A 12502-nucleotide genomic window follows, 5' to 3' on the forward strand; every position below is an offset into this window, starting at 1 on the left:
GGGTGGGAGCGCCTCTTTTAACGCCTAGTGTAGCGGAACCAGTACCGTCTTCCTCGAGCTCTTCCCAAGCCTGTAGTACAGATCTAGGACTTTGTTTGAGTCCCCTCGAAAGACGAATATGTTGAGGCACAGCCCTCTCGTGTGGTTGTGATAGTAGCTAACGACTATGTCCCTGAACTCCTCCAGCCTAAGGCTAGGCTCCCCCTCGGTTACAGCTATGCAGACGCCTAGACACTCGTGCTTGTTCTTAAAGTGGGACATGTCTTCAACGTACTTCTCCAAGGCCGTTGCTACCACGCTAGACCTGTCTAACCCGCACTCTCTCGATATTTTGTCAAGCTCGCAGGCCAGCTCCTCGGGTAGGCTAACGCCAAATCTCCTCCTCTTCACGCCCTCTTCACCAGTAAGCTAGCAATGTACATTAGGAGCATTATTAAGCCGGCCATGCCTGAGGGCGCCAGGTTGAGCAGGATGCTCAGGTGAAGGCCTATCAAGCTGGCGACAAGACTCGATACCACCGCTATGTAGACCGCCCCCCTGTAACTCCTCGCAAGGGAGAACGCGATTGCGGGGGGCATAAGTATGAAAACGTGTTCCATGATATACCCTGTGATTTTCAACATGCCAACAGTGTTGACGCCGAGGAGGGTGTAAGCCAAGAGGTCGTAGACCCTCGTGTCAACCCCTGCGATCTTGACCGCGACTCTGTCCAAACCTATCGAAGCCTGCTCGTGGTATGTGAAGATAAACGCTGCTAGTGTAAGGACGGTCGCGAGTACGCATGTAATCACGTCGCTGTAGGTCGCTAGTAGCGGGTCTCCGATTATCAGACTCGCTATGTTGTACGCCACGGGTACTCTCGTTAAGACAAAGTACGCCACCAGTACGCTTAGCGATGTAGTGGAGCCTACGAAGACCGATGTGGCAATAGAGGGGTCTACACGCCTGTGTATCATGTAGCCGACTATGTAGGTTAGCCCGAGACCCACTACTATGGAGAGAACGATCTCCAACCCTCTCCACAGAACATACGATAAGTAAATCCCCAGCGTCACAGCTAGAAAGCTGACGTGCGGCATCTCGGAGGCTAGGAAGAAGAGCCTCCTGTAGGCAACGATAACGCTCACGAACGCGAAGCCGACCGATGCGGACACCATCACTAAAACCCACAGGGGGTTGTACATCGTCGAGAGGCCGAGCGCGTAGAGCAGAGTAGCGGTTAGTAAGCCGGCTAACACGAGATCTTGCTTCATCTACGGCTCACCAAGAGGTATACCGCGAGGCCGACTAGCACCACTGCGGCTAGGACTATCATGGTAACGCCTAACCACGAGGGCCCAGACGGCGTGATCTGGTGTGCGGTCTCCGTAGCCGTGGTCAGCGACGTGTTGGCGATCTGGGTGTAGACGTAGGCCAGCTTGTCGAGGATGGAGTTGGGGTACACCTCGCTGTACAGTTTGATGACCTTTACTCCGTAAGAGGCGGCCATGTTCTCCAACTGGGTCGAGGCTGTTGGGCTATCGCTTCCATAAGCTGTCACGAGCACGTACGCAATACTGCCGTTTCTCATCATTTCCTGGTACGTGGAGAGCTCGCCCGGTGTGGCGGGTAGACCCTCCTCCTTCATCACTAGGCCAACCATGTCGAGCCCGAGCCATCTAGCGACGTAGATCGTGTAAGGCAGGTCTCCTATGGCCTTACCTCTGAGAGGGGGCGTCGACACGTACAAGCTGGCTACACGGGCGGTAATGTTTAGGGCCCTGCTCATATAACACTGGGACGCCGCTGGGTTCAAAGAGGCGAGGGTCCCGGAGACGTTTCTAACGAAGGCAATGTAGTTTAGAGGGTAGTATATTGGCATGTGGTAGTCTGGCTGCCCAGTAGATGGGTTGGTGAAGATCGTAAGCCCTGGTATCTCGAGCACATTGATTAGTACTCCCTTGATCACTCCACTCCTCCAGAGTTCTTCTATCTTCTGCTCGAACCCAGTGTGACCTGTAGATACGATCAAGTCGGCTTGCTGCAGCTTAGCTATGTCTCCCGGCGTTAACGAGTACTCGTGCGGGTCTACACCGGGGGGTAACAAGCTCTCAACAACGTCCCCTTCACAAACTAGGTTCTGGACGTCGTACTTAAGCCCTGGAAACGTCGTAATTACCCGGAGAGTTCTATTAGTAGCGGCGTTACCAGGACTAATAGCGAACAGTACTACCGCGACTAAACTAATAGCAACGATAGCGAGGAGCCTCACGGGCAACCCCGTTGTGCACAATCTATTGTGTGGGTTTAAAAGGATTGTGCACAATTAGAATACGACAGGGTGGTCCGAGTAGTGGAGATCACGCTTGTTGACTTAACGGTTAAACGGGATAACACGCTGGTCTTAAGCGACTTGAACGTGGATTTTAAAGGGCCGGGGTTGGTTCAGGTCATAGGGCCTAATGGCGCCGGCAAGACCACTCTTCTCTTGGCAATACTTGGGTTTGTTAAGCCTGTCAAGGGGAGCGTCTTGATAGATGACGTCGACGTCACGTCTAAGCCTGAAACGTTGAAGGGGAGGATCGGGTACATGCCTCAGACCTCCGAGTTGGAGTTGAACGCGCCTTTTACGGTCTGGGAGCTCGTGGACTGCTGTTTTAGACTGCACAGGCCTTGGCCCCGGCTATTCAAGAGGGACAGCAAGGCCGTTAGAAACGCCCTCTTGAGGGCCGGCTTGACCGAGGAGTTGTGGCATAAGAGGGTGTCTGAGCTTTCTGGCGGGGAGAGGCAGAGAGTCTTCCTTGCGAGGACGCTCGTTGCCGACCCACCCATACTCCTCCTCGACGAGCCGCTGGCGAACATAGACCCTCAGGGTAGGGCGCTGTTGGCGGAGACCCTCGGGAGGCTGAGCGAGGAGAAGTTAATAATAGTCACGTCCCACGACCCGTTGATCATGGTGAAGTGGACTAGGATGATCCTCATACTGAACAAGACGCTGTACGCCTACGGTCCCCCCGAAGAAGTGCTCGTGCCAGAGGTCTTAAGCAAGTTCTACGGCCTCGGCTGGGAGTGGGTGGAGAAGGGGGTCCACATATACGACACCCACAGGTAAACCCTTGCTGAGGGCCCTCGAAGGAGAGTTTGTTGTATACGATGGCCACGGGTGGTTGGTGAAGGGGTTCCAGCACAAGCCCGGTTGGCTCGTCGCCTACCCCAGATACGACCTCGTCAACAGGAGGAAAATGGAGCGCCGCGAAGTCGAGAGGCTTCAAAGCTCCCACGAGTCGTGGTGGGACTGCCTTAAGTTGAGATTGCCGTTGATACCCCTAGACAGGGTTTCAAAGCCATTCACAGGACTGAAAACTCCCGTCCTGCGGCTTCTGTCGCATCTGCTAGACTTCGACGAAGAGGATATGGAGGTGACTGGGAGTTATTTAGTCGACCCCCACGAGGCCGGCGATGTCGACATCGTATTATACGGCGCCGACGAGTCTACAGTGGAAAGGCTCGAAGCACTGGTATCTAGAGGGGTCTTGAAGAGGGCCGGGCTCTGGCACTCGCTGAGAGAGTACTACACCAAGCACGTGGGCCGGGTCGACCTCGACCTATACCTGGCGTTGAAGGCCAGGACGCTACTCCACCTGTCAGTAAATGGCGTCGTCGTGAACCTGAGACCGTACAGGTACAGAGCCGGTTGGCACAAGTGCGTCGACAGGGTTGTAAAAAGGGCTAGCGTAAGGGGTGTCATCGAGTTGAGGGACAGGGCGACCCCTATACTGCCCGCTCGTAGAAGAGCGTTTATCGGTGGTGAAGAACTCGTGTTCGAGACGCACAGGGAGCTCTACGCAGAGCTGCCACCGGGGGTGTACTACGTCGAGGGGGAGATAGAGTATAGGGAGAGCGGGGTGTACATTGTAGCCGACAGAGGGAGGGTGTGGGCAAAAGGGGGGGTATGAGTGAGGAAAGAAAAAGAGGTCTGGTGAAAACTCTACGGCTTCACACCAGCCTTCTTTATAAGGCCGTACACGTAGTCGGGCGTCAACGGGTGTTTGTTGACGAGCTTGTTGGCCTGCTTGCTCCTGAGGGCGTTCACCACGGCGTTGGCGATTGAGGGGGCTATGGCCACTATAGATGGCTCGCCCAGCCCCTTCGCGCCGAACGGCGCGTGGTAGTAGCCGGCCTCGACGAAGTAAACGTTGAACTTCTCGGGGACGTCCCTGGCCGTGGGTATGTGGTATGTGCTCAAGTTGCTGTTCATAAGCCTGCCCGCCGAGTCGTAGTACAGGTCCTCCATCAGTGCGTAGCCCATGCCCTGGATGTAGCCTCCAATAGCGTGAAGCTCCGCACCGGTCCTGTTGACTACTCTGCCGATGTCGTAGACGGTGGTCGCCTCCTTTACTCTCACTAAGCCTGTCTCGAGGTCTACCTCGACGTCGCTCACAATGGCACCGTAAGTGTACGTGAAGTACGGCGCGCCAGTACCGGTCTCCTCGTCCCACTCGGCTGGCGGCGCCCTGTAGAAGCCGAACTCCTGGAGCGGCACGCCTTTCCAGAAGGCCTGCTCGACTAGCTCCCTCCAGGTGATCGCGTGGGACGGGTCGTCCTTGCAGTACACCTTGGGTGCCTCGATGACAACGTCGTCGGGCGAGCCGCAGCCGAGAAGCTCCGCAGCGAGCTTGTTCAGCCTCTGCCTCAGCTTGTAGGCAGCTACGAGCGTAGCGTTGCCGCCCATGGCCGTCGACCTAGACGCCACTGTTGGACCGGCGTCCGGCGTCGCGGCAGTGTCGGCTGCCTCCACTTTAATGTAGTTAGGAGGTACTCCCAGGACCTCTGCGAGGATGTTGATCAATCCCTGTATCGCGCCTTGGCCCATGTCTGTCAGGCCAGTCCTGAATATTATAGAGCCGTCCCTCTGAATGATCACGGAGGCGCTGGAGTAGTCGGCGCCCTCGGCACCAATGCTGTTCCCGTGGTAGAATATCGCTATGCCTATACCCCTCCTCACGGGGCCTGTGAGCGAGGCGTACAGTCTCCTCTTCTCGTACCAGCCGCTCAGCTCCACAGCCTTCTTGATGACCTCTTCAGCCCCGACGCCGTGGTCCAGTAGCTGGCCGTGTACGGTCCTGTCGCCGTTCCTCAGCACGTTCTTTAGCCTCAGCTCGACTGGGTCCATGCCGAGCTCTTCCGCGAGCAGGTCCATCTGCCTCTCGACCGGAAAGGTGACTTGTGGGTTGCCGAACCCTCTGAACGCCCCGCCGGGTATCTTGTTGGTGTACACCGCGACTACGTCGACTTTGGCGTTCCTGACCTTGTAGGGCCCGGTGCTGTGTACTACTGCTCTCCATGCCACGAACGGGCCGAGACTTGCGTAGGCGCCCTTGTCTAAGATGACCTTCGCCTCGACCGCCAGTAGAGTCCCGTCTCTGGCGGCCGCGTGCCTGTACCACGATATGGTTCTGTGCCTCTTCGTGTGGCCTATGATCGACTCCTCCCTCGTGTGGATCAGTACGGCCGGCCTCTTCAGCCTGGTCGCAACGAGTGCGACCTTCGCCGCTATCTCGTTGCCTACGTCTTCAGCTCCGCCGAAGCCGCCTCCTAGCGCGGGGGCTATGACCCTGACCATGTTGAACGGTAGGCCCAGGACGTTGGCCACGGCCTTCCTAGTGTCGAAGGGGCACTGAGTCTTGGCGTATATGGTAACGCCTCCGTCGGGCTCCGGTATAGCAATAGCCGCCTCGGGCTCTATGTAGGCGTGTTCTTGGAACGGTGTTTCGTAATTGTTCTCTACCACCACCGCGGCCTCCTTAAAGGCCTTCTCCACGTCACCCACTCTGATCTTGTACCTCGTCAGTATGTCTGTGCCTCGCTCGTCGTGTATCAGCTCGTGGGGTTTCTCCTCGAGGGTCTCGGGGTCGATTATCTCGAGTGGGTCTAGGTAGACCTTGAGGGGCTCGTAGTCGACCTGTACGAGCTCGCCCGCTTCTCTAGCGTTCTCTAGAGACTCCGCTACTACTAGCGCCACGGTGTCGCCTATGTACCTTACCTTCCTGTCCGCGAGCAGTGGTTGGTCTGGTATAACGTAGCCGACGTCGTTGATCCCGGGGACGTCTTTGGCCGTGAACACGGCGAGTACTCCTGGATACTTAAGGGCGTCGCTGTAGTCAACGCCCTTGACCTTCGCGTGGGCGTACTTTGTCCTCACGCTGTAGACGAACACCGGGTTCTTGACGAGCTTTAGCAGGTCAGCAGTGAATATCGGCTGGCCTGTTATCTTGGCGATCGCGTCCCAGCGTACGACGTTCTTGCCTATATACTTGAACTCCTCTGTCTTCTTGTCCTTGTACTTGTAGAACACCTCCTCGACGATCTCCACGTAGTCGGGCTTACTCATGCCCGTCACCTCGCAAGGACCTTGAGGTGGTACTTCTCCCTGACCTCCCTCTCGTCAAAGTATACTTTACCCTCCTTGAGGTATTTAGCGGCCCTCTTCACGGCCTCGAAGTAATACGGGTAGCTACCACACCGGCACAACACGCTCGACAGCCACTCACGTATGGTCTTATCGTCGGGGTCGCTGACCCTGTCCAGCAGCGCCTTCGTCACCATGATGAAGCCCGGTGTACAGAACCCGCACTGGACACCCCTTGCTTCGATGAAAGCCACCTGTATAGCATGCATCTTACCGGCAGGCGCCAGCCCCTCCAGTGTCGTTATCTCAGCGCCGTCCAGCCTCGAAGTCAACGCGAGGCAGCTGTGGACCGGGTTTCCGTTGACCAGCACAATGCAGCTACCGCACTCTCCCCTACCACAGCCCTCCTTGACGCTCGTGAACCCTAGCCTGTAGCGGAGGGTGTCGATGAGCCTCTCCAGCGGAGGGACGTCGAGCTCGTACTTAACGTTGTTGACTGTGAGAGTGACCTTGACCATCTACCTCACCCCCTTCACCCTCTCGTACGCGAGTTTCAGGCCCCTCTTCAAAGAGACCTTGGACATTTCAAGCCTGTAATCGGCTGTTGTCCACCAGTCTGTAACCCTCGACATCTCCGAGGGCAGCACCTTCTCGGCTGCCTCCTCTAGTAGGTCGTTCGTGAAGCTCTTCCCCCTCAAGAACTCCTCGGTCTTCAGAGCCCTCGCTGGGATCCTCCTACCTGCGACCATGTCGAAGGATATCCTGACGTCCTTTATCGTGTCTCCCTCTAGGTGTAGGTAGGTCGCCTCGGTGACTATGCCGGCTATCAGTATCTCCCTCCTATCGAACTTGACGAAAGAGCTGCTCGAGTCCAGCGGGGGCTCCCTGAAGACCACTTCTGTGACGAGCTCGTTGGGGTTGAGAGCCGTCTTCCTCTTGTCGAGTACGAACTCGCTGAGCTTGAGCTCTCTCACGCCCTTCACGCTCTCTAGCCTAACGGACGCGTCGAAGACGAGCATTAGCGTAATGTAGTCGCTGTACTGCGTCGCGGCGTTCAGGTTGCCGCCGATCGTAGCCTCGAACCTGAGCGCCATAGTCCCAAACTTGTCGTAGACGTCTACGAACCCGGCGAACCTCTTGTCTCTGTGTAGGACGCTCTGGCTCAGCTCGTGCACCGTGGTCAGGGCACCGATCCTCACGAGGCCGTTCTCGACCTTGACGTAGGATAGCTGCTTCTTCAACGGGTACAAGTCGAGGAGGTACTTAGGCGGCTTTATCTTCTTGTCCCTTATCAGCAGCAGTAGCTCTGTGCCACCCGCAATGGGCTTTACATCGGGGGCGTTCTTGTCTAGGAACTCGAGGGCGTCGCTGAGGCTCTTCGGCTTGTATATACTAACAAGCTCTATACCCACCACCCTTAGTTGTCAACCCTTTATAGAGGGGCTGGTATAAAATTCTTTACATTTGTCTACAGCGCCGCGGGAAAGTAAGCAATTTATACTCATCCTCGTTAATAGTCTAGGGCGAGGTGAGCTGGGTGAAGGTGTGTAACAGCATACTGGACTGCATAGGGAACACGCCGATCATAAGGCTGTCGAGGGCGGTCCCCAGCGACGTGAAAGCCGAGATATGGGGTAAGATGGAGTTCATGAACCCGACCGGTAGCGTGAAAGACAGAATGGCCTACTACATGATAAAGAAGGCTATGGAGAAGGGCGAGCTGAAGCCCGGTATGACGCTGGTAGTGCCGACTACCGGTAACACCGGTATAGCGTTCTCCGCGATCGGCTCATTCATGGGCTTCAAGGTCCTGATAGTCATACCCGAGGAGATGAGCGCCGAGAGGTTCATGTTAATGAAGCTGTTCGGAGCAGACTTCCTGTTCACGCCTGGTGGAGAGAGCGATGCCGGGCTCGCGTTGGAGAAGGCTAAGAAGCTCGCTGCCGAGCACCCGGACAAGTACTACTTCTTCGACCAGTGGAGCGATGAGGCCAACGTGCAGGCACACTACGAGACCACGGGGAAGGAGATACTACAGCAGGTAGGATGCCCGGACGCCTTCGTGGCCCAGGTGGGTACAGGCGGGACTCTGATAGGAGTGGCCAAGAGGCTGAAGGAGGAGTGCAAGAAAGTGGTAGTTGTAGGAGCAGAGCCCGCCGAGTGCCCTGTCGCGGCGCACTGGTTTAAGGAGGGCAAGCCGGGGCCCTGGGGTAGGCACGAGATCGAGGGTGTAGGCGACGGCTTCATCCCAGACATTATAATGAAGTACAAGCACCTCCTAGACGACTTCGTGACAGCCAGCAGCGACGAGTCGATTTACATGGCGAGGAAGATTGCCAGGTTAGAGGGCCTGCCGGTCGGGATCAGCAGCGGCGCTAACGTGGTCTCCGCGATCAAGGTGGCCCAGAAGTACAACCTCGGCGGCGGCTCGAAGGTCGTCACCATACTCCCGGACTACGCAGCGAGGTACTTCTCTACAAAGCTCTTCAAGAAGAAGAGAGAGATCGCTAGGAGAGACCAGCTTTTAGGCGAGCTAGACCTATAGCCTTTTTTCCTCACCTCTCTACTCTCACCCCCATCCACTCGCCTCCTGAACACGGGTTTAGAGGCCCCTGTTTTAAGTGAACGGCATACCCATCTAGTTGAGGGGCTTACGTTGACGGGCACTGACAACGTCGCTGAGAGGAGTAAGCGGTACTTCCAGTTCGAGACCACGTCGTACAATTTCTCCGTCAACCTCTCCTCGGGGCTCGCAAATGCTTTCGCGTTGAGAGTCCTGAACCTGGACATCCTCGACATCGGTATTCTGACCTCCACAAGGATCTTCACATACGCCCTTTCACAGTTACCCGGCGTCTTCTTCGCGAGCTACATTAAAAGGAACAGGAAGCTCCTGTGGAGCATTGGCGGCGCCTTGAACAGGATCGGGCTGTCAATGTCCATTCTAAGCGTCCTCCTACCCTACCCGTACAACTTCGAGTATCTACTCGGGCTTACCACCCTAACACAGTTCGCCGGTGGTATAGCAGGGGTAGCCGCTGGGGACCTGCTGGGCGACATGGTCTCCCTGGAGGAGGCCGCGGGTTTCTGGGCTAGGATAAACAAGCTCAACTACGTCGCGATCGCTTCATCCATGCTCACGGGGACCCTAGTCTTCCTCACGATAAGGAACCTGTTAGAGGCGTACACCGTAGTCTACCTCGCCTCACTAGTGGCAGCCGTCTTCTCCACCGCCATGCTCCTGTCCATCAGGGACCCCGGGCACCGCAACAACGGTAACGGGATAGCGCCGTCCCTGAACAACTCGAGGAGTAAAAACAGCAGAGTACCTTCCATCTCGAACAGCGCGTCGAAGTACCTGGCGCTGCAGCTAGTGTTCAGCTACTCGGTCAACATACCGGCGCCTTTCTGGGACTACCTCGTCCTCAACGTGCTCGGGGGTAACGAGGTGGTGATACTCTTCAAGAACATGACGGGGCTTATGGTGAAGTTCTTCACGATAGACTTCTGGAAGAAGAGGCTGAACTTGCGCGGCTCTAGGAGAACCATGAGCCTGGGAATGGCTACAACGAGCCTCGTCCCCGTAGCCTACATCACGGTACCCAACTCCTGGATGACCGTCTTAGCGGAGGCTTATAGCGGGTTCGCCTGGTCGTCGCTCGACCTCACAGGCGCACTCTACACGTTCTACATAACGCCCAGCGAGGAGAGGCCTGTCTTCATCTCGCTACTAAACCTGTCGTCAAACCTGATAGCCTCGGCGGCCTCTTTCACGGGCTCGGTGATCGCGGGCTTGACCGGGCTCGTCTACGCGCCTTTCATGATATCCTCCGTGCTGAGAGTCATCAGTAGCGGCGTAGCGTACAGGTTCGCCCCTGAGGTCGTCAACAACAACTCTAACAAGCTAGGGTAGAAGGAGTACGGGTCTAACCGCCTTTTTATTAAGAGGAATTAGGATAGAATCGGTAAGACACGAGTGGAAGAACCCTCATGAGCGGGGCTCGCACGTACCCCTCCAACTTGTGCGTCCTGTGTAGAGGCAGGGGCTGGTGCGGTCTATCGTATTGTCCAATACTCGTCAAACAGTATGTGTCTTTCAAGTTGAGCAGCCTGGTTACGAAGAGAGAGGTCTTCGGCTCGTCACCCCCCTCGGTCTTTGTAGGGAGAGTCGGGTACCCTGTGGTGAGAGTCGGTTTGAGCGTGCCCCCCGAGACGGGCGACACGGCTATCTACGACTACCCTGAGCAGTGGATCGGCCTTGACCTCAACACTATTCTGGACTACAGGTTGACCCTCGTACTTGGGTTTAGGCTGAACAAGAAGACCGAGGTCGACCACCCCGTCCTCGGTAGGATCCAAGAAGTCGCCTTGAGCACCAGGCCTGTGGACGTAGAGTTGAAGCTGGAGAAGCCTCCGAAGACAAACATTCTTTTAGACGAGACGAACCCTCCAATAGGTCCTAGAAGCCCTTTCGAGTCTTTCAGGGTCGACTCTAACCCTAAAGTACCGGGCGTAGTCGACAGGCTGATAGCCGACGACGTAAAGGCCTCTACTGCGGTTATCGAGTTGTACAAGAGCGGTCTCCCGGTCTCGTACATCCAGAGAGCTCTCAGCATAGGCGTGCTCGGAAGGAGAGGAAGCAGAGTGCTAGTGCCTACTAGGTGGAGTATCACTGCAGTGGACTCGATAATCTCCGAGAAACTTGTAAAGGAGGTGAAGAGGTTCGAGCCCATCGATGAGTATAGGGTTTACGAGATCTCCATACACGACAACCTGTTCATCGCAATACTGACGCCGAGGAAGTGGGGGTTCGAGTGGATGGAGGCGTGGTGGCCGGGGTCGACCTGGAACCCGCTGAGTAGCGAGGTGAGCGTGGAAGGGGACTACGAGCTGTACAGGGGCAGAGACGAATACCCGTCTATTGGCGGCTGCTACTACGCGAGCAGGCTCGCCACGGCCGAGCACCTCTACAAGTTGAGGAGGCAGGCCATGGCGGTGTTGCTCCGGGAGATATACCCGGGCTTCAACCTCGCGATCGGGGTCTGGTTTGTGAGGGAGTCGCTCAGGAAGGCCTACGACAGGGGCTCCGTCTTGACGACGAGCGACGTGAGAGAGGTGCTGGCTTACCTGGACAAGAGGACTAAGCTGGGCGCGAAGAGGTGGCTTAAGTCGTCAAAGCTCCTCCAGACTATAGTCGCCACGGAGGAGATTACAAAGTTCATGTCCAGCCGAGGTGCGTAGCCATCAAGATCCTAGAGGTCAAGGTTACGAGAGCGCTCTCCAGGAGCGGGTTGCCGGACTTAGACTACGCTCTAAACCCGTACCTCGGCTGCTACCACGCCTGCACGTACTGCTATGCTAGGCTCTACACTAGGATACGCGAAGTCTCGGAAAACTGGGGTGAGGTCGTCGCCGTCAAGACAAACATAGTCGAAGTGCTTAAGAAGGAGGCCCCCAGCAAGCCTAGAGGGGTTGTGGGGCTAGGCACTATAACAGACGCCTACCAGCCCGTCGAGGCCACTTACCTCTTATCGCGGAGGTCGCTAGAGGTCCTCCTACCACTGGGGTTCAGAGTGAGTATTCAGACAAAGAACCCGCTCGTGACCAGGGACGTAGACGTACTCGCGGCGTACAAAGACAGGGTGGACGTGGGCTTCACTATTACGACCCTCGACAACAAGGTCGCCTCTTTTATCGAGCCGAGGGCACCGCCGCCGAGCGAGAGAGCCAGTGCTCTCAAACACCTCTCAGAGAGAGGGGTCAAAACGTGGCTGTTCTACGGACCGATAATACCAGGTCTGAACGACGGCGAGGACAACATAGAGGCTCTACTCAAGCTAGCCGAGTCGACGCGCTCAGACTTCTACTACGACAGCCTGCACGTCAAGCCGTTCATGTCGGGAGGGCACGTTTTAGCCCCTTACGCTAATAGGGCGAGCTCTTACGACTGGAGAGGCCTGTTCAACTACATAGAGTCTAAGTGTAAAGAACACAACGTTAAATGTTTACCTGGCTTTGCGAGAAACAACCCTTCCCTCTCGATCAGGTCGTTCATTAAGCCGGCGCAAAGCTAATTATCATCTGTCTCTCATTCGGCCCTCTCGGTGCCCGAGG

Annotated in this window: 12 protein-coding genes; 6 read left to right on the forward strand and 6 right to left on the reverse strand. The window is 56.3% G+C overall.

Annotation, left to right across the window (positions count from 1 at the left end):
* Nucleotides 1–24: 24 nt before the first annotated feature.
* Genes WLZ34_RS01380 through WLZ34_RS01390 form a run of 3 tightly spaced genes read right to left on the reverse strand, consistent with a single transcriptional unit; the run spans nucleotide 25 to nucleotide 2251 of the window.
* Nucleotides 25–390, reverse strand: a complete 366-nt coding sequence (locus tag WLZ34_RS01380; RefSeq protein WP_434731585.1) for a CopG family ribbon-helix-helix protein — start codon at nucleotides 388–390, stop codon at nucleotides 25–27.
* The gene (locus tag WLZ34_RS01385; protein WP_434731586.1) at nucleotides 387–1253 is read right to left on the reverse strand and encodes a metal ABC transporter permease; all 867 of its coding nucleotides are present in this window, start codon (nucleotides 1251–1253) and stop codon (nucleotides 387–389) included. The genes WLZ34_RS01380 and WLZ34_RS01385 overlap by 4 nt, the downstream gene beginning before the upstream one ends.
* Entirely contained in the window at nucleotides 1250–2251 is a 1002-nt protein-coding gene (locus WLZ34_RS01390) for a metal ABC transporter substrate-binding protein (RefSeq protein ID WP_434731990.1), read from the reverse strand. The genes WLZ34_RS01385 and WLZ34_RS01390 overlap by 4 nt, the downstream gene beginning before the upstream one ends.
* Before the next feature lie 69 nt (nucleotides 2252–2320).
* Here WLZ34_RS01390 and WLZ34_RS01395 point away from each other — a divergent pair, with 69 nt between their 5' ends.
* Both WLZ34_RS01395 and WLZ34_RS01400 read left to right on the forward strand, forming a co-directional pair.
* Nucleotides 2321–3091 carry a metal ABC transporter ATP-binding protein gene (locus WLZ34_RS01395; protein ID WP_434731587.1) on the forward strand — a complete coding sequence of 257 codons (771 nt, stop codon included), beginning with the start codon at nucleotides 2321–2323 and terminating at the stop codon, nucleotides 3089–3091.
* Between the two features lie 4 nt (nucleotides 3092–3095).
* On the forward strand, nucleotides 3096–3935 hold the full coding sequence (locus tag WLZ34_RS01400; RefSeq protein WP_434731588.1) for a hypothetical protein: 840 nt from the start codon (nucleotides 3096–3098) through the stop codon (nucleotides 3933–3935).
* A gap of 32 nt (nucleotides 3936–3967) precedes the next feature.
* Here the strand turns inward: WLZ34_RS01400 and WLZ34_RS01405 are convergent, their stop codons facing one another.
* Genes WLZ34_RS01405 through WLZ34_RS01415 form a run of 3 tightly spaced genes read right to left on the reverse strand, consistent with a single transcriptional unit; the run spans nucleotide 3968 to nucleotide 7803 of the window.
* Nucleotides 3968–6370 (reverse strand): xanthine dehydrogenase family protein molybdopterin-binding subunit, encoded by a 2403-nt coding sequence (locus WLZ34_RS01405; RefSeq protein WP_434731589.1) that lies wholly within the window; start codon nucleotides 6368–6370, stop codon nucleotides 3968–3970.
* A 5-nt stretch (nucleotides 6371–6375) separates the two neighbouring features.
* Nucleotides 6376–6906 (reverse strand): (2Fe-2S)-binding protein, encoded by a 531-nt coding sequence (locus WLZ34_RS01410; protein WP_434731590.1) that lies wholly within the window; start codon nucleotides 6904–6906, stop codon nucleotides 6376–6378.
* Nucleotides 6907–7803, reverse strand: a complete 897-nt coding sequence (locus WLZ34_RS01415; RefSeq protein ID WP_434731591.1) for an FAD binding domain-containing protein — start codon at nucleotides 7801–7803, stop codon at nucleotides 6907–6909.
* Between the two features lie 122 nt (nucleotides 7804–7925).
* On the opposite strand from WLZ34_RS01415, the gene WLZ34_RS01420 reads away from it, so the two are divergent.
* From WLZ34_RS01420 to WLZ34_RS01435, 4 genes are all read left to right on the forward strand, one after another.
* On the forward strand, nucleotides 7926–8933 hold the full coding sequence (locus WLZ34_RS01420) for a PLP-dependent cysteine synthase family protein (protein WP_434731991.1): 1008 nt from the start codon (nucleotides 7926–7928) through the stop codon (nucleotides 8931–8933).
* Between the two features lie 111 nt (nucleotides 8934–9044).
* On the forward strand, nucleotides 9045–10301 hold the full coding sequence (locus WLZ34_RS01425; protein WP_434731592.1) for a hypothetical protein: 1257 nt from the start codon (nucleotides 9045–9047) through the stop codon (nucleotides 10299–10301).
* A gap of 77 nt (nucleotides 10302–10378) precedes the next feature.
* Nucleotides 10379–11629 (forward strand): Nre family DNA repair protein, encoded by a 1251-nt coding sequence (locus WLZ34_RS01430; protein WP_434731593.1) that lies wholly within the window; start codon nucleotides 10379–10381, stop codon nucleotides 11627–11629.
* A 50-nt stretch (nucleotides 11630–11679) separates the two neighbouring features.
* Nucleotides 11680–12462, forward strand: a complete 783-nt coding sequence (locus WLZ34_RS01435; protein ID WP_434731594.1) for a radical SAM protein — start codon at nucleotides 11680–11682, stop codon at nucleotides 12460–12462.
* Nucleotides 12463–12502: the final 40 nt, after the last annotated feature.

This window comes from Thermogladius sp. KZ2Tp1 (assembly GCF_051131135.1).
In the GTDB taxonomy this organism is placed as follows: Archaea; Thermoproteota; Thermoprotei_A; order Sulfolobales; family Desulfurococcaceae; genus Thermogladius.